The following is a 24,092-nucleotide window of genomic DNA, read 5'->3' on the forward strand; positions in this document are numbered from 1 at the left end:
GCCCATGAAACGTGGAAGATTAATTTTAACAATGATTGGTGTACTAGCTATTTTTGGCATGGGTCACCCGGTCGTCAGTCATGCAGCAGATGCGACAACACCGCAGCCAACACCAGAGCAGGATCTGGCGAACGCACTGGCGTCAATGCCACAGGGACTACCAATTAACGGGTATTTTATAACGCCAACATTTAATAATTCAACTGTTAAAAATTCATCAGCCGTAACACTTCCTAATTCAGATGGGACGCAGGCAGTTCAGTTGACCAATAATACCAATCAGTTGGGTACAATTTGGGCCAACAAAGATCAATTTTATTTCGACTTGAAGAAAAAACAAAAAGCCTCAATGTGGATGTACTTTGGGGATGGGCCGCTTGGTCACATGGGTGACGGGATGGCCTTCGTGATTCAAAACGCCGGCTATCAAGCAACTGCTGTCGATAAAAATGGGGTCCCTCAAGGACAAGAGACACTCGGAGTTTGGGGGCTACCAGATAACTTTACAGCTGATGAGCCCTCTAGTGTGGGAAAACAAGCCATTCAGAAGAGCTGGGCCTTAGAATTCGATACATTTCCGAATGGTGGTTCCTACTTCGGGGTGCCAGATATTACGGGATTCTCTACTTTTGATTTAGGGAAAAAGGTTGCCGGTGGTCTGGACGATACAATCGTCAATCAGCATCAGCATATTGCTGCTGATTATCCTGCAGACCAAAAGCAAGGTGGAACTTATTATTCACGCTATTCGCCCGACAGTACGACCATGTATGGGGTCAAGATGAATCACCGAGGTATCATCGTCAATAATGGTCCTTGGTTGACAGATGGCGCATGGCATCACTTGACCGTTCAGTACACGCCACCGGCTGATGACACCACAACGGTAGGCAATGTCACCTATACCATTAACGACAAGGATCCTTCAACTGGGACGGCCTCACAAAACGCACAGTCGAACAACTATGAGTTGGATACGAACAAGGTAGACGATGGCACTGGTCACGCTTACTGGGGATTCACCGGGTCTACTGGACAGTATGGCGAAAACAACTTGGTCGTGTTTGAACAGATTCCGGGCTTAGTCGATGCAGATGCTTCGGCCAGCGTTGCCAATGAAACGGCTAATTTGGAAGGCCCAATTAATGTAAACACTCCCGTCATGGGGGGCAACCGGTTACGGCTGGATTACAATCTAACCTATAACTCAGGCCGTAGCGACTGGACACCTAAGGCCCAAATCAACCTGCCAAGCGGATTCGTGCCAAGTAGTGCAGTGGTGACCTTCGCTGATGGGACGACCCAGACTGTTGATCTGGGGGCCACTCAGACTGGACAACAGCTGAACTTTACCCTCGCACATGCTTTGAATGAAACGGACTCAACGGCGGATATTACGATTCACGGCCGGCAGTCGAATCCAACTAACCCTTCGACGGTTATCAACGGGACTACTAGTAAGTTTGTGGACAAGCAAGGGATTGCTACGGCAGATACCACGCCATATACTGTTTACCAGGCTACCACGACCTTTCGTATCGGTTGGGCGAGCGGCGAAAATTATGATTCCGTCACCACGGCCAAAGACAAGGACGTCACGGTCAACGGGAAGTTTATGCTGTCCGGCTCACCAATTACGGCCAATGGGTTTATCTTGCAAGGCAGTGTGAACGGCACACCAATTAAGGACCAATCTATTCCTGCCAGCGATGTTTCAGGCACTACCACGAGTGGCTTTAACGGAACCTTTTCGTACACAGTGCCTGCGGCGAGTCTACATTCGGGAGTGAACACGTTGATGCTGTATGTTACCAGCTATGACGGGTATACCACGGATAGTTTAGTCTCGAACATTGATGTGAGTGGACCGCTACAGTTTGGTGATGTTGATGACAGCGTATCTTACACGGCTGACCTGACCGGCTCACACATGCTGGTACCGCGGGATGGGGCGTGGACAATTGATGTGAACGACCAGCGAGGTACTGGCTCAAGCTGGGCATTAATGGCGAGAATGAATCAGCCGTTGCAAGCTACAAATGTGCCGGCAACCACGATGAATCTGGTCTACAAGTCGTCATCTGACGCGACACCAGTTGTTCTGGGGAGTGATGCGCAGCGGGTAGCCGCCCGGACCACGACCAGTAATGATGATACCTTCAACGCAACCGATCAGTGGGACAGTAATACGGGACTTCTACTAGATGTTAGTGGGGGTGCCACTGCCGGAACGTATACGGGGCAGATTGAGTGGAGCTTGGAGAACGCACCAAGCTAAAGACGAGCGAAAAATCAAAAAAAGTTGCGGAACCTGTCGAATTTTGACGGGGCCGCAATTTTTTTGTGATGGGGAGATTACGCTTAAGAAAAAAATAACCGGTGATGTGGTGACAGCCTGACGAATATGGGGTGAATTCTATTTTTACTACTACGGTTACAACTTTCAAGAAGTGGCTAAAGACATTAGAAAGAAGAACTGAGTATTTCAATTTATTAATCGGTTGATTACTAAGCTGACTTTACATTCAAATGCTGACATAACAGCAGTACGTTCAAAGAACCTAGTAGAAACAAATTATAATAAAATCAATTTTATTACTTTCGTTTTTTAGTTTTAATGATATACTATATTTAGTGATGATGTTTAACTTTTAGTAAAGGATATGGTTAACCACAATCAGGAAAATAGGGTTAGGGGATTGTCGATGTTAACTGGTTATTATGGAATTATCCCCGATAGGTTATCCACCAAAATAATTAGAGTCAAAAAAGTTGAGTGAGAATATAAAACGCACGAGTAGACTAGGGCGTGCGTCACGTGGTTTTGCCCGATGAGGGTCGGGTGAAGGGAGCCGGTTTCAATGAAATTTCGGAATAAATTGTTAGCGATTACAGGAATTGTCGCTGCCAGCATGGGGTGGGGCCTCTGGCAAGGGACGTTGGTTGGGAAGGCTTTTGATGCCAGTCCTCAAGGCGTTTTAAATTCAGCGCCACAAGGACTTAAGGTTGATGGCAACGATTATTTTAATCGGGCAGAGACTATCGGTAACAGCTCAGACAGCCAAATTACAAATTCGGCGCAGGTAATGACCGGGACAAATGGCGATGGTGTCATGCTTTCTCAGTATGGTAGTCAGTATCAGAATACCGGTGGGGCAATTTGGTCTAATGGTAAGTCCTTTAATATGTATGAAGATCAACGGGCTTCAATGTGGGTCTTTATGGGGACGGATGATTATTATAATCATAAGGCAGGGGACGGGATGGCCTTTGTCTTGCAAAATAGTAGTAATTCGGCCTTCTCCAGTACTGGTGAGGCATTGGGAGTCTGGGGAATAGATCCTAATACAAAAGATAGTACATCACAGACCGTTGCAAATTCTGCAATTCCTAATAGTTGGGCAATCGAGTTTGATACACACGAGAATCAAACGATCCCCGCTGCAGGCCAAAAGATGGGTACAGTGACTCCAGATGCATTCGATATCGGAGACTATGATCCTGAAAAAACAGGCGATGCACAATATTCCGGTCTCGGATATGATTCCAACACAGATACTGATGATGTCCCAGAAACTATCCCAACCCAGGGGAATCATATTGCTGCGAATTACCCAGGAGACGGCGGCACTTATTTACCGTATCAACAGAGTGGGCAATATATATCAAAGTATATGTTTGGACTTCCAGTTTATGCTAGTGGAATGTACAACTATTATGGCTTAGAACATCGGGGCTTGATTCGTAACTCAGACAGTGGTTCTAACCCCGTTCCACTGATTGCGGATAACACCTGGCATCACATTACGATAAACTACAAGGCACCAACGGGTGACAGCAATACGGGGGCCATGACGTACTCCTTTGACGATCAAAATTTGAAGACTGGGGCACCAATAACTGGGAATAATCAGTATGCTAAAGAAAGTATTGATTTATCTAAACTAAACGTCACTAAGACAGATCCAAATGTTTACTGGGGCTTTACGGGAACAACTGGCACCAACACTGAAACCAGTATGGTTGTCTTCGAACAAGTTCCTGGTCAGGCCAATGTCAACTCGTCAGCTAAGATAGAGGATGAAACGACTAGTAGTCCGATTTCTGCTGGGGACACAATTAAGGGCAATGATGCGGTTAAGCTGACCTATACCTTGAACTATGAAAATGGGGATAAGCCGTGGTCTAATATCAAGAGTTCCCTGAATTTACCTGCTAATATTAACTGGTCAAAGGGACAGATTACGTATCCGAATTCCAATATAGCTTCCAGCACGCTTTCAACGGCCAACATTAGCAATAATAAACTAGATATTAAGGTAGCTGACTTGAGCAGTTCTGCTAATCAAGCAGTTATCACGTTGGACGGGAATGCTATAAACAAAGCTGGCACCTCGACATCGACCGTCACCTCATTTGTTGGGGACAATGCGATTACGAATACGCAACTCAATGGGTTCAACATTAAGGAGTCTCCATTTAATGTAAACTTTAACCCCAAGACGGTGAGTGCAAATGCTAACTCGTCGGTAACTTTGACCGGGAGTGTTTCCTCGACTAACGCCAAGGTTACGGGGAGTAATACCACCTTATCAGCTGGGGTCATCAATACTGATGGGACTTCAGATGATATTGACGCCGCAGATATCAACTTATCCCAAAAGGTCAATTCAAATGGCGGTTACGACTTTACTATTAAGCTGGAAAAGGTACCAGCTGGGACTTCTACGGTTCAAGTCAACGCATCGTCCACAGCGGCTATCGGTAGTTTTGCCAGCGACACGGCGACCGTAACCGGTGGGACCGTCGACTTCGGCGCTACCAGTGGGAACATGGTGTTTGAGACAACGACCCTGACTGGGAGCGGGACGCAGACGGTTGCCCGAGATGAATCAAATGGGGCTTGGCAGCTAAATGTCGATAGCTCATTGATGGCGGGTACCGACTGGAAGGTCACCGCCAAGACGGATGGCATGTACAACGACAACGTGCCAGATAGCAGGCTGGATGGCGCGCTGGTCTACAAGGACGGTACGGGTACAGAAACTCTGAATAATAGTGGTACCGTGATCGATACGGATACCGCTGATGGGACCGCCAGTTCAACGAACATCGCTAATGGCTGGACCAAGGATACTGGGATTCTACTGAATGTCAACGGTGGTGCGATCAACGGTTCCTATAGTGGGACGATTGACTGGACACTGACGGTCGGGCCGTAAAGGAAAAGTAAATTTAGGCCGGGTGCCAGGCTTGGCCTAAAACTGAATTTGCCACATAAAATAGTGGTGACACCAATGAAAGTTGACGGTGTCACCACTATTTTTGGGCGCTGAAAAATATAGCGATGTTTTCTCTGATCCAGACGATACTACTGAATTAGTTATGGATTTATAAGAATATATAGTTACAGTGGCCGAAAAGTGGCTAAAATTGTTTGCGCCTATTTTGAAGAGAGACAACTGAGTAATCAACTGATTATCTGACAATAATCGGTTACAATCGTTGATTTGACGGTAATCATCACTATAACGATGTTAATAGTTAATCACAACAAAATTAATTTAACGGCTTTAACTTTTTGGTTGCGATGGTATACTATATTTAGTGGTGATGTTTAACTTTTATTGCTTGACATGATTAATAGCAATCAAACGAAAAAGTAGTTAGTCGTGGCGCGGAACGCGGGCGTGGCGGCTTTTTCACCAATAAGTCATCCACTTAGTTAATTAATATAACAAATATTGAGATTAGTAAATAATGCGTACGGGAAGACTAGGGCGTACGCAACTTGGTTTTGTCTGCAACGGAGCGGGCGAAGGGAGTTTTCCAATGAAATTAAGAAATAAGATTTTAGCGATGACGGGGGTCGTTTTAGCCAGTCTTAGCTGGGGAATTTGGCAAGACACGACCGTGGGGAAAGCAACTGATGTGAATCCACAGAGCGTTTTGGATAGTGGGCCAGCGGGGTTAAGTGTTAAGGCGACAACTTACTTTAACGATCCTAGTACACTTGGAACGGGGCAGAAAAACTCCGCGAAGTATGTTCAGGGTACTGGTACCAATGGGGACGGTGTGGCTTTAACTCAGGATGGTCAGACCAATCAGGGCGGCGCTATCTGGACCGATAAACCGGTGTTCAATGCGTACAAGAATCAACGAGCCTCAATGTGGGTTTACTTAGGAACGACTGGCTCAACTCCTGGAGACGGGGTGGCCTTTGTTTTACAGAACAGTAGCAACACCGCCTTTTCTGGGGGTGGTGAGTCACTAGGTGTTTGGGGGGTCGACCCGAATAGTACTACTAGTACCACTAATACTTTGGCGAGCTCCGCAATTCCTAACAGTTGGGCACTGGAATATGATACCGGCGTTGATCAGCTGGTTCCGGATAGTAGCTGGAAGCCCCAGACGACACCTGCGAGTTCTTTTGATATTGGCGATTATAAAAATAATAATTTCAATGCAATCGGGTATAATCCCAGCACGGATAACGATGATGTCGGTGAAACGATTAAGGGTGAACATATTGCATCGAACTATCCGGGGCTTACCAGTAGTTACTATGCTTATTCGCAAGGTACTGGTTTCCTGGGCCTTACTAAGTATAACTACTACGGGCTTGCTCACCGTGGCCTGTTGCAGGATTCCTTTGGGGATCGATTCATGTCTGACGCAAAATGGCATCATTTAACGTTGAACTATGAGGCACCAACCGATGGGGGATCTAATGCGATTATCACGTATTCCTTCGATGATAAAAATCCGACTACTGGTGCGCCTAATCCAATGACCAATGAGACCTATGCTAAGGAAAAAATAAATCTGGCTAATTTAAACGTAACGCCAAGTTCACCCAACCTTTACTGGGGCCTCACTGGGACTACGGGAGCAACGAACACTGAATTGAGTATGTTTAAATTCGAACAGGTTCCCGGGCAACCTATGGTCAATTCTTCCATGGACATGACCGATATGACGACCGGGTCCGCAATTCCAGCGAACGCGACTATCAGCGGGAATGACAAGATTAAGTTGAACTATACCGTGAATTACATGGATGGCAATCAGGACTGGTCGGACATTAAGGCGGCACTTAACTTGCCTAAATATGTCGATTGGACTGGTGGAAGGGTGACCTATTCATCTGGCGAAGTATCACCGGTGGATATGACACAATTGAACGGACAAAAATTGGACGTTTCTCTCAAAGACTTGGGGGTATCCATGAATAAGGCCGTGCTGACCTTTGAGGGAACTGCGCAGAATGCAAAGCAGAGTCCACTTGCGGCGACCTCGACTTTTGCGGGGGCAAACGCGATTACAACGGTAGCGACACCGGCCTTCAACATTAAACCGTCACCATTTAGCGTTAATGTTAACCCATCGCAGATTTCTGCTAATGCTGGGAGCGCAACGACCGTTACGGGAACTGTTTCTTCGACCGATAGCACGGTTAATGGTGGCAATACAACCCTGACGGCCATTCTGGCGGATTCAAAAGGGAATGTCGCCACGTTACCAGCCAGCGCCATCACCTTGGACAAAGATTTGAATGGGAACGATGGCTACGACTTCTCGATTACAATTCCTGAGGTGCCAGCGGGAACGTCTCTGCTACAGGTGTCTGGGACCACTACGGCTTCTAGTGATTACAAGGCCAGCGGTACGGCGACTATCACGGGGGGAACCATTGACTTTGGCACAACTAGTGGCAACCTGGTCTTCAAACCGACGACCTTAACGGGGAGCGGCACACAGACGGTTGAGCGTGACGATTCGAATGGCGCCTGGAGCCTCGATGTGGACAGTTCGCTGATGACCGGCAGTACCTGGAAGGTGACCGCCAAGACGGCTGGCATGTACAGTGATGATGTGCCAGCGAGTCCACTAGACGGCGCGCTGATCTACAAGAATGGGACGTCGACGACCACGCTGAATAATAGCGAGTCAACACTGATCACCAGCAACGACAAGTCGGATGGTACTGAACAGTCGACCAACATTGCCAGTGGCTGGACCAAGGACACAGGAATTCTGTTAAGTGTTAACGGTGGTGCGGTCGATGGGTCCTATTCTGGGACAATTGATTGGACGTTGGAAAGTGCACCTTAGAAATAAATAGTGATGGCAACGACTAAATCTCTAATTGGCGGTTTGGTCGTTGCTTTTTTATAGATTCTTTTGTAACAACGGCAAGGTTTCCGTCATAAAAGGGCTTGTTTTTAAGGTTAAAGCGGTTGACGTTGTGGGGCTAAACAGAATATAATTAAACTTGTTTACGGGTATATTCTTTCAGGGGAGTTATGAATTGTCTCTTGACGGAATAGTTACCGCTATAAAAGGGAAGGCCACGATTTAATCGCTTGATAACTAATAAATGATAAAAATATGAGATGGGTACACTATTTAACTAATGGACAACTCGTCTATGACGCGATACATAAACGAGGAGTAGGCAGCGCTTAGTCAAATCAGGGAGATGTTACAGATGAGATGGAAAAAGATGTTTTTAGCCGCCGCTGTGGCGGTCGTTGGTGTTGGCGTCGGCCAGCAGGTGGCCCACGGTCAATCTTGGAGCGCAACGCAAGCTGTAAAAAATGCGCCACAGGGATTGTTGATGGGCGATTATTTTGATACAGATTTTGGGTTCGGAAATTCGGCACAGGTGTTGGATTCTTCGAAGACCACGGCACCTAATACGCAGGTGGTTCAATTGACTAGTAATGGTGGCCAAATTGGTTGGGTTTGGACGAATGACAAAACGAAAATCAACTTAAAGCAAAATGCGACAGCCGCCATGTGGATGTACTTTGACGGGCAAACGAGTAGTTCTGGCGATGGGATGGCCTTCGTGGTACAGAATGATCCGCGTGGTACGGCTGCGCATGCGACCGGATTGGCTGGGGCCGATGTCGGGGGCGAAACACTGGGAACCTGGGGGACCGACCAAAACTATACGTCACCCTCTGCCGATAGTATTGTCAATACAGCTGTCCAGGATAGTTGGGCGATTGAATTTGATACCTATGTTAACAAAAAAATCGATAAGGGAACGGTGGCATCATCTGCTGGCGCGAACGCCTTTGACGCCGATATGAATAACTATCCCCATATCGCTTCGAACTATCCAGCGCAGGCTAGCACCTACCAGATGCGGAATGCAGGAACGACTAACGATCCCGCCTACTATGCAGTATTGGATCATAAGGGCGCGATAACATCAAACGATTATAAATTGATGACGGATGGCAATTGGCATCATTTAACGGTTAAATGGAATGCGGCTAAACAGACTATGACTTATGACTACAACGACAAGGACCCTAAGACGGGAGCACCCTTGGTTGGTAAAACGCAGACAGTACCGGTTGATCCGAACATCATTGACCCGCAACATACTGGCTTTGCGCGGTGGGGATTCACAGGGTCAACGGGGACGGCTATTGAAACCAACGCGGTCGACTTTGAACAAATTCCTGGTATCGTGTCCAGTACCGCGAAGGCCACGCTGACCGATGAAACGCAGGGCCAAGACGTGACTAGTGGGTCGACTATCTACTCCGGAGACCATGTGAAACTGAATTATGACTTGAATTATGAAAGCGGCTCGCAGAATTGGAAGAGTATTTCGGCGCGCATTAAGTTGCCGACCAATTTGACGTTTGGTGCCGATGAGGCCAATAATATTGGGACGATTACGTATGCAAATGGAGATACGCAATCGATTCCAGCGAGTGATCTGAGCGGGCAGAGTCTGACAACGTTACTCAAGGATGAGCTTTCAGACGATAATAATTCCGCTAAAATTACTTTGAATGGGACGGTCGACCATAGCGGGAGCGCTGGCACGGTGGCGGTGGCTAGCACCGTCAGCAACTTTGTTGGGAGCAACGCCATTGCGACCTCCAATTTGGATGGTTTCAACGTGACCTCGGTGAACTCCAGCATGACGCTGGCACTCACGGGGGCAAGTACGGCTGATAAAGACGCTAAGACTGCCGATGAAGCAACGGTTACTGCGAAAGCGACAATTCTAGGCGGCACTGCCACTACGGCGACGATTCATCCGGTCGTGAACGGTCAGAAGTCGGCTGATGTTAATATTACGGCGAGTCAGGCCACTAACGGCTTTACGTACACAGTGCCAGTTGCGGACCTGCAACCAGGGCTCAACAAGGTGGTGCTGTACATGACGGATTCGCTGCACGACGTTTCGAATTCGGTAGCAGCCAACATTAACTATGTGGCTGGGTCGTTGGACTTCGGGGATGTTTCGACGGATGTGACGTACGCTGGGGACCTGACGGGTGGTCAACAACAACTGGCTCCGGCTAAGCCGTGGTCGGTGAACGTTGCGGACACTCGCGGGAAGGATAGTGCCTGGAAATTAACGGCCTCGGCAACGCCGCTGGTCGATGGGACCCACGCTTTGGCAGGTTCGTTAGTTTATCAAACAAACACAGCGGATTTGGCGCAACCGCTGGGCTCGACAAGCGTTCTGATTGCCGATCACACCAATACGGATGGGTCGCTGACGCCGTTTAACGTAGCCAGTGACTGGACCGGTAAAACCGGGATCTTCCTCAATGTAAATGGGGGAGCGACCGCTGGTGATTATGAAGGAACGGTTAACTGGACGTTGGTTAACGGCGAATAAGCAATTCAACGAGAAGCGACTATGGCGAAGGCTATGGTCGTTTTTTTGTGCTGTGAAGAATTGAATGAATCATGGCTTATACGGCTAAGTGATGGTTTATAAATACGCTTATAATTCGCTTATAAATATTGTTATATCAATGATTTTCCGTACTATTTTTAGTTTATGTGCTATACTAGTTAAAAATAGTACGGGGTGTTACTATTATACACAATTTAATATAATGTAAATCATAAAAGCGTTATCAGTAATAGTTAACGGTCACACCCCCGCCAGGAGAGGAGTAAGAGGATGCTTAAATATTTGGCTTGTGGGCTAATCGGCCTGGGGATGGGGATTGCTATTGGGGGACCAGTGGAACCGGCGATGGCGGCCTATGTGAGTGACAGACAGAAAGACCTTAATACGGCGTTGGAAACGACCCCTCAAGGCATACTAGTTCAAGACTATTTTGACATGGGGACATCAGAACTGAGCGAATCGGCGGTCGTAGCATCGCGTAATCCGTCAGTGGCCAATACGGAAGCCGTACGAATTACGAATAATACTTATCAAGTGGGGGCAGTGTGGTCTAAACCCAATCGTAAATTTAATCTCAACCATAATCAGACTTTGTCAATGTGGCTATATTTTGGAAATCAGTTTGAAAAGGCGGCTGATGGGATGGCGTTTGTTTTACAGAACGATTCGCGTGGGAAAGGTGCGTTGACTAATTTTCCAAGTGACGACCCCAAGAGAATTCAGGGGGAGACGCTTGGGGTTTGGGGTGTGGATGATAATACGCAGTTATCCGATGACAAGACATTGCAAAGACACGTTGCCCAGTCAGCAATTAAAAATAGTTGGGCGTTAGAATTTGACACCCATTTGAATACAGATAATACGTTGCAGGCAGCCACCGCCAATTCATTTGATTTGAATCCAAAACGTGTTCCCTTGTTAGGACCACATATTGCCTCAAACTATCCAGGAGAGCCGCAAGCCTATTTGCCACAATTTACGGATAATTGGCTTGTTTTTAAACGACTTGCCAGTATTGATCATCAGGGGATTCTTCCTAACGTTAGGGGGGCTGTTGCGGGGGACAATAAACCTAACTACAATTTTCTGTCGAATGGTCAGTGGCATCACGTGACATTGGCGTATGAGACGGCTTCAAAAGATGCACCCACTGGAAAGATGACGTACAGTTTTGATGACCGTCAACTTGATACGGCGGCTGAAGATCGTAGTGGGATGAGTGCAACGGTTGAATTGGACAAAAGAAAGATTGATCCAGATGGCACGGGCTCAGCACGGTGGGGTTTCACTGGTGCCACTGGTGCGTGGGATGAGAATAATTTAGTCGTTTTTGACCAGATTCCCGACTTAGTTGATAGTGATGCGGCGGTGACATTATCCGCGGATGGCAAACCCGTAGCAGATGGGGGTGTCGTCCCACATGGTGCGTCAGTGAAATTGGACTACCGATTGCGTTATCTGAATGGGAGCACGTCTTGGCAAAATATTGCGGCAAAAATCAAGTTGCCAGAGAAAGTCACATTTCAATCGGTGACGATTACCAATGCTGACGGAAGCCAAGATGATTTGCCAATGGAAAATGTTGATCTCAGTACAGGAAGTTTTGCTCATCAACTGACACGTGCTTTGTCTGAGCAAAACCCGTGGGTCACGTTGTCGTTCAAGGGTAGGGCACAGACGCAGAGTGGCCACGTTCCGGAAGCTATTAGTACTTTTAGTGGTACGGAAGCCGCTACGCAAACAACTACGCCAGAGTTTACGATTGATCAACCAGAGATGTCACTGAAGATTCTAACAGATACGGCAAATCCACTAGATAATGCAAAAGATGTGATATTGACTGGCCAAGTCGATTTTGGCAAGTTACAGTACCGAAATTCGGAGCTACACATTACTAGTAAGCTCAATGGAATCGTACAAAATGAACAGCCGATGAGTGACAGTGACCAGGTAGGAACGTTTAAATATATACTTCCCGCCAATATACTGCACACAGGGGATAATGATCTCGTACTGACGCTTGTGGCCACTGATGGCTTGACATCCCAGCCACTGAAGCTAAATGTATCTCCGTTGGAAAATGATTCAAGCGTTGGTCAAGGACAGGTTCAATTTACCAATGCGACTGGTCAGGTGGACTTTGCTGAGCAGTTGACTGGTCGAGCACAGGATGTCTTCGCCCAGCCAGGATTTTCATTGGCTGTGGCAGATACACGGCGTAACGGAAGTTGGACATTGCAAGTCCAAGCAGAACCGTTAATTGAAACACAATCTAAACAGAGATTAGCGGGTGACCTCATTTACAAAACAGCCGAGGGAGCCATTCCCTTAGCTAAAGAGGCTCGACCAATTCTGCAGCATACGAACGCGGGGGCTGATTCAGTGACGAATGTGACAGACAACTGGCAGGATTCGGCGGGGAAACAACGCGGATTATTTCTACATTTATCTGGCGGAGCCGTTGCCGGAAACTATCAAGGAGAGATTCTCTGGTCGTTACTGGATGCAATCTGATAGTTTAGGATAGAACAAAAAAGCACCAACTAATTCTCAAATCGAACTAGTTCGGTGCTTTAAACTAAGTGTAGAGCGGTAGTTGATGCTATAAGTTGTGATGGTTACTTGTTCAAAGCATCCAGCCAAGCCGGCAGGGCAGTAGCCAGTTCCTGATAGGTCAGTTCGAACTTATGCGTGTACCAGGGGTCGTCAATGGCTTCACCTTCGCGTCCAGGGAGAATGTCTAAGCAGAGCTTGACCTTGTCTCTGTCGGCCGCAGAAGGGGCCATACGCTGTAAATTAGCAACGTTGCTGTGATCCATAGTGATAATAGTATCGGCCCATTCGAAATCGGCAGTCGTGATTGGCCGGGAGCGGTGCTGACTGGCATCTAGGCCGTGGGCACGCATCGTTTTTAGGGCACCGGGATGGGGATGATTGCCCTCTTCTTCAGGACTAGTCGCAACGGAAATGGCGGTGAATTTGTCAGTTAATTGGCGTTTTTCGACCAAGTCATTGAAGATGGCTTCGGCCATGGGGGAACGGCAAATATTGCCGAGACAAACAAAGAGAACATGTTGCATGGGGGTAACCTCCTAATTAATGGTTAAGCTAGGCGTTGTTACTGGAGTCTAGCTGGACCTTTTGCTATGATGAGTTTACCAGAAAAAATAGGAGGAGAGCGCATATGGTAGCAATTATTTTAATCGTTATCGTGGCCTTGTTAGTCGTTTGGTACATTAGTTCTTATAACGGCTTGATTCGGACACGGACTCACGTACAGGAAGCTTGGAGTCAAATTGATGTGCAATTGAAGCGGCGGAATGATTTAATTCCCAACCTGGTTTCGACCACGAAGGGTTACGCCAACTACGAACAATCGACGTTGAAAAAGGTAGTCGAACTGCGGAATCAATTAACAGCGGTACCAGCTGACGACCATCAACAAACCATGGAAGTTTCTAACCAACTGTCCACAACACTGCGGTCATTGTTTGCCCTGTCTGAAAACTATCCAGATTTAAAGGCCAACACACAGTTCACACAGTTAATGGAAGAATTGACCAATACGGAAAACAAGATTGCTTACTCACGGCAACTGTACAACAGCTCCGTGGCCAACTTGACCATGAAGATCTTGTCATTCCCAAGTAATATTGTTGCCAAGATTCATCATTTCCAAGAGAGCGACTACCTGCAGGTTCCTGAAGAGGAAAAGGTAGCGCCTAAAGTCAATTTTGACGATTTCAACCAAGATAAGTAGGCGATAACATGTTGTATGACCAAATAGCCATGAATAAACGGCGGACCGGCTACGTGATGTTCGGTTTCGGCGTCCTGGTCTTGGCCATCGGTGCGGCGCTGGGCTACCTGTTCTGGAACAGTTGGGTATCCGGCACGGTGATTGCGGCTGTGGTCACAGCGGTGTACATGGTCATCATGATCAGTCAGTCGACCGATGTCGTGATGAGCATGAATCATGCCCGCGAGATCAAGGACGTCCAGCAAGCACCCCAGCTTTGGCATCTGATTGAAGATATGGCTTTAGTGGCACAGGTTCCTATGCCACGGGTCTTTATCATTGAGGATGCCAGTCCCAACGCCTTTGCAACGGGGAATGACCCCAAGCACGCAGCGGTGGCAGTGACCACGGGCATCATGGACCGGCTCAACCGTGAAGAACTCGAAGGCGTTATCGGCCATGAGATGTCTCACGTTAGAAACTACGACATCCGTTTACAGACGATTGCCTTAGCCTTGTCAGCGGCAATTGGGTTACTGGTCAACTTTGCCAGTAACTGGCTCTGGTGGGGCGGCGGTCGGAGTCGAGATGATGACCGAGATTCGAGCGGTAACATTATTGGAATCGTCATTTCCATTCTGCTCATCATCTTGGCACCACTGGCTGCCAGCATCGCCCAGATGGCGTTGTCGCGTAATCGGGAGTATCTAGCCGATGCCTCAAGTGTCGAGCTGACCCGGAACCCACAGGGCCTGATCGATGCATTGAAGAAGATCGATGACAGCCAACCAATGAAGGCTGCCGATCCAAACAGTTCCGCTTTATATATCAGTGACCCCTTCAAGAAACGCCAAAAATTTGCCGATCTATTTGCCACCCATCCGCCGATTGCTGACCGGATTGCGCGGCTCGAAAAAATGTAAAAAAATAGTGAGTGACTTACCGACGTTTCGTAGTACAATTAACTTTGAGACTAGGGGAAAGAGTGTAAGAGTATGCGCGGAAATTTTGTCTATTTAAGTTTAGAGCCCGTGACGAATATGATTTATTCGTTGGGCATTTCACCCGCTGATTTTTTAAACGGTATTCCGGCGATACCCAATCAGCTTCTTTTGTTGAACGATGAGTCCGGTAACGATGTGGAAATCAATCCGCACACGCGCCTGCAGACCATCACGGGCCAAGCGCAGATTCGCCGCTATCTGCTAGGCAAACACGACCATGCCGTTAAATGGTTAGATTACGCTCATGGCGACGACCTCGACTTTTTATTACCGGGTGAGATTGCCGAACTTCTCTATTTAGCGCACATGGAAACGCACATCCGCACACCGTTTTACGCGAAGCTTCAAAATGAGTATGCTTATTTAACGCTTCGTGACGGCTTCTACAAGACGTATTACCGACACTTAGGTGACTTTGATCACGTCTTAGAAGTCAGCATCAAGCGGCACCTACGTGCAATTCACAATAACCGATGGGTCTTTGCCCGGCCGTTAGCCATCAGTGATATTCCCCATGAGATTCTCCTACAATTAACGCAGGGGCTACTTGATGGCATGATCATTGCTTTTGACCAATTGGTCGAACGCCATCGAATTTATGTGATCCCAGTACGTGCGGTGACGCACCCTGAACGGCAAGCAACCTGGTACACCCAAGAAGAGGTTTACGCCGATTCGCGGGAGGTCGCGAGTTTACGTTACGACTTGACCACGCGTGAATGGGCATTGAGCATTCATGACAATCAAGTGTTTAGTGACGTGGCAGATTTAATTTAAAAAGTAACCGAGCTATGGGTGTTCCTACTACTGTTAGTAGGGGTGACCATAGCTTTTTTGATGGCTGTGGCGGGCAATGGCTACTGAGTTTTTCCGGTGGTTTTAAGAATGACACTGGCAATCCATGGTATAATAAAAAACAGAATTTATTTGGCAACCATCACTTGGTCGACTAATCGGGTGATGGTCCAACTTGAAACCGGGCGTTACCATGAGGGTCGCCCGTAAATTAGGAGCAGAAAACATGAAGATGCAGCTTGCTGAAATTGCTCATGCAGTGGGAGCAATCAATGATTTTGAACAATGGAGCGATGTCAGCGTGACTAGCGTTGCGTTTGATAGTCGGCACCTCCAGCCGGGGGGGCTCTTTATTCCGTTGACTGGCGAACAAGATGGGCACCAGTTTATTCAATCGGCGATCGACCACGGCGCCGCGGCCACATTGTGGGCCCGCGACTTAGCGACGGCACCGGCAGATTTTCCGGTGGTTCAGGTCGCTGATTCGTTAAAGGCGCTGCAAGCCTTAGCGCAGTACTATTTAACTAAAATTAATCCGCGGGTCGTTGCCATTACGGGGAGCAATGGTAAAACGACCACAAAGGATATGATTGCCGCCGTTTTGGCCACGCAATTCAACGTGACGAAGACCCACGCCAACTTTAACAATGAAATTGGTGTGCCGATGACGGTCTTGTCGATGGAACCGAACACGGAGATGTTAGTCGTCGAAATGGGGATGGATCGACCGGGTCAACTGGACTTCTTGAGTAGTCTGGTGCGGCCAGACCTCGCCGTTGTGACGATGATTGGGGAAGCCCACATTGAATTCTTCGGCACCCGGGATAAGATTGCGGACGCTAAATTTGAAATCACGCATGGCCTGAGCGACGATGGTATCTTCGTTTACAACGGGGATGAACCGTTACTTCGCGAGCGGGCCACGGCGTTGAGTCAACAACGGCTCACGTTCGGCCAACATGACGATAACGATCTGTTCGCGACTAACGTGGTCGGTACGGCGACCGAGACCAGCTTCAGCACCAATGAATGGCCAGAGATCACTTTTACGATTCCAATGATTGGGACCTACAACGTCAACAATGCCTTGGCAGCGTTGACCGTGGCTAATGCCTATCGGATCAGACCGGAGAGTGCCAAAAAGGCTTTGGCCACTGTACCGTTGACCGAGAATCGCGCAGAATGGGTCAAGAGTAATACCGGGGCCGCTATTTTGAGCGACGTGTATAACTCCAACCCAACGGCCGTGAAGGAAGTCTTGGCGGCATTTTCCAAGACACCGGTAACTGGTAAGCGCTATGTGGTGCTCGGGGACATGTTGGAATTGGGCGACCAAGCCGATGCGATGCATGCTGGTCTAGCCAGTGCGATTGACCCGACTAAGATTAGTCACGTCTACTTGGTTGGCCCGCACATGGTCGCTTTACAAGACGCCTTAGCCAAGCAATCACCAGACTTGCCCGTATCGCATTTTGCCACGGACGACCTGGTAACGCTTACGGCAGATTTACAGGGTCAACTTTCTGCAGACAACCAAATTTTATTAAAAGGATCCCATGGGATTCATTTAGAGCAAGTTTTAGCGGCGTTACAGGATTCTTCTGAAAATTAATATGAAAACAAAGCAATTTCCACGAGTCGTGGGAGTTGCTTATTTTGTTTTCACGTTGTATGATGGCTTAGTTGTATTTTTAAGAACGAAATTTACCCCGCTCTAGCCAATCGTAAGTCGTGTCAAGGAAAACGGATTTTTTCCGAGTCTCACGAGGCACTAGGGCGACGTACTCATTTAGGAGGAAATTATTTTTGAAGTTTAAAGAACTGGGTCTTTCCGATGACCTACTGAAAGCAGTTACGACAGCAGGTTACGAGGAAGCGACCCCAATTCAAGCCGAGACAATCCCCATGGTTTTGGCTGGTCAAGATGTGATTGGACAAGCCCAAACCGGGACTGGGAAGACTGCGGCCTTCGCTTTACCTATCTTGGAAAAGATTGATAAGAGTAACGAAAATGTTCAGGCGTTGGTGGTTTCCCCAACTCGGGAACTCGCTATCCAAACCCAAGAAGAAATTTATAAATTAGGCCGGAACGAACGGGCTAACGTCCAAGTCGTTTACGGTGGAGCTGACATTCGTCGTCAAATCAAATCCTTGAAGAACCACCCGCAAGTGGTTGTTGGGACCCCGGGTCGTTTATTGGATCACATTCGTCGTCACACACTGAAGCTCGACCACGTCCAAATGTTAGTCTTGGATGAAGCCGACGAAATGTTAAACATGGGTTTCTTGGATGACATTGAAGACATCATCAAGCAATTGCCAGAAGAACGTCAAACGATGCTCTTCTCCGCAACGATGCCTCCCGAAATTAAGCGGGTCGGTGTTCAATTCATGCAAGATCCTAAGCACGTGAAGATTAAGGCTAAAGAATTAACGACCGACTTGATCGATCAATTCTACGTCCGTTCTCGTGACTTTGAAAAGTTTGATGTCATGACGCGTTTCTTCGACGTCCAATCACCAGACTTGACCATTGTCTTCACACGGACGAAGCGCCGGGTCGACGAAATTTCCAGTGGGTTACAAGCCCGCGGGTATAACGCTGCCGGTATTCATGGTGATTTGACGCAAAAGCGTCGGACACAAATCATGAACGAATTCCGTCACGGCCAATTGGATATCCTGGTCGCAACCGATGTGGCTGCCCGTGGGATTGACATTAACGACGTGACCCACGTTTACAACTACGATATTCCTCAAGATCCAGATAGTTACGTTCACCGTGTCGGCCGTACTGGTCGTGCCGGGAAGCATGGTGTTTCCATGACTTTTGTAACGCCTAACGAAATGGATTACTTGCGTGAAATCGAAAAGCTGACGAAGGTGCGTATGCTGCCTTTGAAGCCACCTTCGGATGAAGAAGCTTTGGTGAGCCAATTAGGCGCAGCCAAGGACAAGGTTACCGAATTGGTCAACAAGACGGATACCGAAAAGTTTGCGAAGACGGCTGAAGGTCTGTTGAACGAATTCGATGCCGAAGACTTAGTTGCCGCTCTTTTGAACGACTTGACTAAGGATGACAGCAACCAAGTTCCTGTTAAGATCACGCCAGAACGCCCACTGCCTAAGCGCGGTGCTAAGCGTCATGGCGGTGGTGGCTACCATCATGGTGGCAACCGGCGTGGTGGTAATGGTGGCGGCGGTTACCGCGGTCATCGGAGCAATGATTCACGCGATTCACGTAGCGGCAGTCGTGGTGGTTCACGCTCTCACGATTCCCGCAATCATGATTCACATGACTCACGTAGTCATGGTGACAACCGGAACCGTCGTAGCAACGGCGGCAACAGTGGTCGGCGTAACGAAGGTGGAAGCCGCGGCTTCACCATTCGGAAGAAAGACTAGTTTTAACTAAAATTGATTAGAAGGGTCCTCACTCATGGCATTGGGTGAGGGCTTTTTGTGTAGAAGAGAGTGGAGCGAGGCGCCTAGGTTCTGAGCATTAGTGGGAATCACCATTCTGTTCGGCTTTGCCGGACAGGGTGGTGATTTTTACTAAGCGCAGGAACCTGCCTCGCGGAACTCGTTTCGGAAGCCGCCAGAATCGGGATAGTATGGCGAGAGACAATCTAACTATGATTGGTTTAGCAAACAGAATATGTAAAAACCGGTCCGGTGCTTATTGGGGTTAAGCGGAGGGAGTTGCCCTGCGGCGCACGTTTCGGAAGCCGTCAGGATCGGGATATAGTGGCGAGAGACAGTTTAATTATAATTGGTTTAGCAAGTAGAATATGTAAAAACGGGTCCAGTGCTTATTAGGGTTAATGCTCAGGAGTTGCTCTCAATCTATCCCAAAAAATAATTTTCAAAATATTTTCCGCCACCAAATTCCCGCCAAATCAGCATTTCTCAATCAAGTTCACACTATAAACACATTTTGGACAAAAATATTTCGTTGCATTCTTCTCACAGTCATGATATTATTCTCTTATCGAATTGATACGAATAAACTTATGACAACCAAAATGGAGGAATTACTCATGGCCAACAACTTCGACTTACACGCTGCACTGACGCTCGCCACTAAGCCCGGCCCATTTGTCACCATGACCCTTCCCGTTACTGGGATTCCGGCGACTGATCGGACCCAATTCAAAAGTTTACTACAGACTGGTCGTAACCGGTTAGCCGAAGTCGCACCCAACAGAGCGTGGGGCGCCTACGCTGAAGCGTTCGAACCGTTTAGCCACGGACCGTTGACTAACGGGAGCGCCGCGGGGCTGTTGATTATGGCGGGACCAACCGCGAGCTACCACTACTGGTTACACACCCCGGTGTCGGCAACGATTACCGTCACTTACCAGCCAAATGTGCTGCCAATCTTACAGGCGCGTGATCAGACTAGCGATTATGACCTGCTGTTACTGGGACGTGATGCGTTTGAACTGGCGCAGGTCCGCAATGGTCGTCCGGAGTTAGTTAACTTGCCATTGGACGCGCCAGAAACTTTAGAACAGGCGTTAGGCGACGAGCTGCGTGACCGTGGGCGTTGGCAACGTTCTGCCGGCGAACACACCCATTACAGCGGGACCGGGTCCCTAGATTCGGCCCGCGCCGCCGACCAACGCAATTACTTCATGATGGTCGATGCCTACGTGGCCCAACACTATTCCAACGTGGACCAGGTGCCACTCATCTTAGTTGCCAGCGCCAGTGAGCAAGGGAACTTCCGGAAATTGTCGCAAAATGCTTACTTGGACGCTACCGTGAGAGTCGTTCAGGGTCCTAATTTAGCAGCAGCCAACCAAAACCTGGCGGCGTTAACGGTCAACGTGAGCGACCAACGTCATCTGCAAGCGACGCACATCAGAAAGGACGCGTATGCCAAGGCCCGGCAAGGCGAGCGCGTCGTGCAGGACCTCGGTCCGTTTGCCACCGCCGCCGTTCAGGGTCAGTTGGACAAATTATGGCTGCGTGACGACGCCTTTCAACCGGGCCATTTGGCTGAAAAGGGTGAAATCATGACGGCAACCGCGCTCAGTCGGCAGAACAACCTGTACAACGACCTAGCGCTGTTAGTTAGCAAATTCGGCGGTCAGGTACAGGTCTTACCGGTCGACGCAATGCCAACCAGCAGTCCAGTGGCAGCGCAGTTGCGGCTACGGGAAACGGTGACGCACCACTAAACGTGACATAAATGGGAGAGACGAGACGGTGAGCTCGCCTCTCTTTTCTGTTGGCGGGTTTTTCGGCAAACAATCGGTGTTTTGAAAGGTGAGACGCAGAATGACCGTCAACCGATTGTTTTAGTTTAGGTTATGTTTTGCCGTAACCGGTAAGTTCGTCAACTGTAAGGACGTTTGCTGTGCTAAAATATTAGCTAGACATTATAGGAGAGGTGAACACCATGATCTACGGAACCGGTATTGATATTACGGATCTCGCGCGGGTAGCTGCGGTGGTTGAACGACAGCCCCAGTTTCTGGCAAAAGTTTTAACGCCAGGTGAGTTGGCAGATTACCAGCATTTGAGTGGTCAACGCGCGGTCGAATTCATTGCTGGTCGGTGGTCGGCGAAGGAATCTTATGGGAAAGCTATGGGAACCGGGATTGGCAAGACGGTTGGCTTTCAGGACGTTGAAATTCGCGATAACGACGCCGGTAGACCAGTGGTGCTCCGCCAGCCATTTGGGGGAATTGCCCACGTGTCCATTTCACATACGGCTACGTTGGTCATGACGCAGGTCATCCTAGAAAGAGGGAAATCGTAATGGTAGTTGGGGTACACCGGCCAACGCAATTGGTGATTGATCGCCAGGCGTTACGGAAAAATATTCACGCGGAGGTCAACCGGTTAGACGGTGACTGTGAGTTGTTTATGGTGGTTAAGGCAAATGGGTACGGTCACGGCGCTGTCCAGGTGGCACAAGCCGCTAAGGATGCTGGAGCCAGCGGTTTTTGTGTTGCTATTTTAGATGAGGCCTTGGAGTTACGGGCAGCGGGCTTCAATGAGCCCATCCTGATCTTGGGCGTCACGGAACCAGCCGATGCACCACTCATGGCCCGAGAGAAAATTTCGGCCACGGTTGCGGCCACCGACTGGTTGATCGACGCCGACCGCTACTTGGCATTGGCAAAAGAAGATCAACCGTTGCGGGTTCATCTGGGATTAGATACCGGAATGGGGCGCATCGGTTTTCGGACACCGGCCAGTCTGAAGGCGGGAATCGACTTTATGGGGTCGAATGCTGACCACTTTTTGTTTGAAGGAATCTTCACGCACTTTTCAACGGCGGACGATCCTGACGACACTTATTTCAAAAAGCAACTCACTAATTGGCAAACGTTAGTCGGTTCACTGGAAAAACGGCCCCGCTACGTCCACGTGTCGAATTCGGCTACGAGTCTCTGGCATGCGGCCTGCAACGACAACCTGGTTCGCTTTGGTGTCGCGGGTTACGGGCTGAATCCTTCTGGAACGGCCATTGCAGAACCATATCCTTTACAACCGGCCATGAGTTTGACTAGCCAACTGGTTCACTGTAAAGAGTTACAACCTGGCGATTCCGTGAGCTATGGAGCGACCTATACCGCCCAACAAGCCGAATGGGTGGGAACTGTTCCGATTGGCTATGCAGATGGTTACGAGCGCCGTTTACAGGGGTTTCACGTCCTGGTAGATGGCCAAGCTTGTGAAATTATCGGCCGCGTATGTATGGACCAATTGATGGTTCGTTTGCCAAAGGAGTATCACCGGGGAACTAAGGTCACACTGGTTGGCCGCGACGGTGATGCCACGATTAGTCTGCAAGATATCGCGGATTATTGCGGGACGATTCATTACGAGATTGCCTGTGGCTTCACAAGCCGTCTGCCTCGTTACTATCGCAATTAATTTACACCAGTTAATGTGTTCGGAATGCGCGTTTCGTGGTAAACTGTATATTAGTCGAGAGTAATTAATATTTTAGGAGGGTTATCATGATCCGTTCTCAACAATTAGAACGACCACATTTACGGTTACACATCCCCCGCAGGGACCGGCGCCAAGCTTTGGTGCCACTGCGGTCGGCGGCAGCTCGCAAACTAGATTTAATTGTCGGGTACCAAGCGATGGCCCTCATTAACCAAGATATTGCCCGCGCGTTTACACCGTGTGAGGAAGAAGCAGAACGGTGCTTAACGCAGTATCGGCGTGCGGAACGTTAAATTTTAAACTCAAACATTTGTAGATAGGGGATGGCGGCCCATGGCCCGTGTTGAAGTCAAACGCGGTGACGTTTTCTTTGCCGACCTCTCACCAGTCGTTGGTTCGGAGCAGGGTGGCATGCGCCCCGTTTTAATTATCCAGAACAACGTGGGAAATCACTATAGTCCAACCGTAATTGTGGCGGCAATCACCGCCCGGATCGAGAAGCCGAAGATGCCAACTCATGTGGGCATCTCGGCAGCGCGAACCGGAATTGAGCGGGATTCCGTCATTTTGCTTGAACAGATCCGAACGATCGACAAGCTACGGTTAAAGGATCAGGTGACCCACTTGGACGTTAAGACCATGGCGGCGGTTGACGCCGCACTCGCAACTAGCATCGGGTTGGTGGAAAAGTCAAAAAAGAAAAAGGCACCACGTACATAGCAGCAACCTTGAAATGACCGGTAGATAGATGCCGGTTGTTTTGACGAGTAAATTTAAATTATAACTGAGCGGTCTGACGACCTTGTGAGAGAGTGTAGCGAGACGTTTAGAGCACAAATGGAGTTTCTGTCTGGCAAGGTCGGGCGGGGGCTCTTTTTATGGGCTCTTTGTCAACGGGTGTTGATGAGGGGAATTTGAGAGGTTCAATTCATTTTCGAATTGGGCCTCTTTTTTGAAC

Annotated in this window: 16 protein-coding genes; 15 read left to right on the top strand and 1 reads right to left on the bottom strand. The window is 48.5% G+C overall.

The features are described 5' to 3' along the window. Positions 1–4: 4 nt before the first annotated feature. From JUF10_RS09830 to JUF10_RS09850, 5 genes are all read left to right on the top strand, one after another. Complete coding sequence (locus JUF10_RS09830) at positions 5–2,278, top strand: hypothetical protein (RefSeq protein WP_203642000.1); 2,274 nt, start codon at positions 5–7, stop codon at positions 2,276–2,278. A gap of 583 nt (positions 2,279–2,861) precedes the next feature. Next, positions 2,862–5,222, top strand: coding sequence for an L-type lectin family protein (locus JUF10_RS09835; RefSeq protein WP_203642001.1), 2,361 nt, complete (start codon positions 2,862–2,864; stop codon positions 5,220–5,222). A 610-nt stretch (positions 5,223–5,832) separates the two neighbouring features. After that, the gene (locus JUF10_RS09840) at positions 5,833–8,115 is read left to right on the top strand and encodes an L-type lectin family protein (protein WP_203642002.1); all 2,283 of its coding nucleotides are present in this window, start codon (positions 5,833–5,835) and stop codon (positions 8,113–8,115) included. 376 nt (positions 8,116–8,491) lie between these two features. Next, a complete protein-coding gene (locus tag JUF10_RS09845) occupies positions 8,492–10,660 on the top strand; it encodes a lectin-like domain-containing protein (RefSeq protein WP_203642003.1) in 2,169 nt (722 codons plus the stop codon). Between the two features lie 291 nt (positions 10,661–10,951). Further along, the gene (locus JUF10_RS09850) at positions 10,952–13,195 is read left to right on the top strand and encodes an L-type lectin family protein (protein WP_203642004.1); all 2,244 of its coding nucleotides are present in this window, start codon (positions 10,952–10,954) and stop codon (positions 13,193–13,195) included. Positions 13,196–13,299: 104 nt separating this feature from the next. Here JUF10_RS09850 and JUF10_RS09855 read toward each other — a convergent pair whose 3' ends face one another. Continuing rightward, positions 13,300–13,761, bottom strand: a complete 462-nt coding sequence (locus JUF10_RS09855) for a low molecular weight protein-tyrosine-phosphatase (RefSeq protein WP_203642005.1) — start codon at positions 13,759–13,761, stop codon at positions 13,300–13,302. A 104-nt stretch (positions 13,762–13,865) separates the two neighbouring features. Between JUF10_RS09855 and JUF10_RS09860 the strand changes: the two genes are divergently transcribed. The 10 genes from JUF10_RS09860 to JUF10_RS09905 all read left to right on the top strand — a co-directional run bounded on the left by JUF10_RS09860 (position 13,866) and on the right by JUF10_RS09905 (position 23,854). Further along, positions 13,866–14,441, top strand: coding sequence for a LemA family protein (locus JUF10_RS09860; RefSeq protein ID WP_203642006.1), 576 nt, complete (start codon positions 13,866–13,868; stop codon positions 14,439–14,441). Positions 14,442–14,449: 8 nt separating this feature from the next. Next, positions 14,450–15,343 (top strand): zinc metalloprotease HtpX, encoded by an 894-nt coding sequence (gene htpX / locus JUF10_RS09865; RefSeq protein WP_203642007.1) that lies wholly within the window; start codon positions 14,450–14,452, stop codon positions 15,341–15,343. A gap of 72 nt (positions 15,344–15,415) precedes the next feature. Continuing rightward, a complete protein-coding gene (locus JUF10_RS09870; RefSeq protein WP_203642008.1) occupies positions 15,416–16,201 on the top strand; it encodes a hypothetical protein in 786 nt (261 codons plus the stop codon). 244 nt (positions 16,202–16,445) lie between these two features. Then, a complete protein-coding gene (locus JUF10_RS09875; protein WP_203642009.1) occupies positions 16,446–17,831 on the top strand; it encodes a UDP-N-acetylmuramoyl-tripeptide--D-alanyl-D-alanine ligase in 1,386 nt (461 codons plus the stop codon). 194 nt (positions 17,832–18,025) lie between these two features. Continuing rightward, complete coding sequence (gene cshA, locus JUF10_RS09880) at positions 18,026–19,624, top strand: degradosome RNA helicase CshA (RefSeq protein WP_203642010.1); 1,599 nt, start codon at positions 18,026–18,028, stop codon at positions 19,622–19,624. 635 nt (positions 19,625–20,259) lie between these two features. Beyond that, a complete protein-coding gene (locus JUF10_RS09885; protein ID WP_203642011.1) occupies positions 20,260–21,405 on the top strand; it encodes a baeRF6 domain-containing protein in 1,146 nt (381 codons plus the stop codon). A gap of 221 nt (positions 21,406–21,626) precedes the next feature. Continuing rightward, the gene (acpS, locus tag JUF10_RS09890; protein ID WP_203642012.1) at positions 21,627–21,989 is read left to right on the top strand and encodes a holo-ACP synthase; all 363 of its coding nucleotides are present in this window, start codon (positions 21,627–21,629) and stop codon (positions 21,987–21,989) included. Further along, positions 21,989–23,113 carry an alanine racemase gene (gene alr, locus JUF10_RS09895; RefSeq protein ID WP_203642013.1) on the top strand — a complete coding sequence of 375 codons (1,125 nt, stop codon included), beginning with the start codon at positions 21,989–21,991 and terminating at the stop codon, positions 23,111–23,113. The genes acpS and alr overlap by 1 nt, the downstream gene beginning before the upstream one ends. An 86-nt stretch (positions 23,114–23,199) precedes the next feature. Beyond that, entirely contained in the window at positions 23,200–23,427 is a 228-nt protein-coding gene (locus JUF10_RS09900; RefSeq protein WP_203642014.1) for a hypothetical protein, read from the top strand. A 40-nt stretch (positions 23,428–23,467) separates the two neighbouring features. Continuing rightward, positions 23,468–23,854 carry a type II toxin-antitoxin system PemK/MazF family toxin gene (locus tag JUF10_RS09905; RefSeq protein WP_203642015.1) on the top strand — a complete coding sequence of 129 codons (387 nt, stop codon included), beginning with the start codon at positions 23,468–23,470 and terminating at the stop codon, positions 23,852–23,854. Positions 23,855–24,092: the final 238 nt, after the last annotated feature.

This window comes from Levilactobacillus andaensis (genome assembly GCF_016861695.1).
GTDB classification, from domain to species: Bacteria; Bacillota; Bacilli; order Lactobacillales; family Lactobacillaceae; genus Levilactobacillus; species Levilactobacillus andaensis.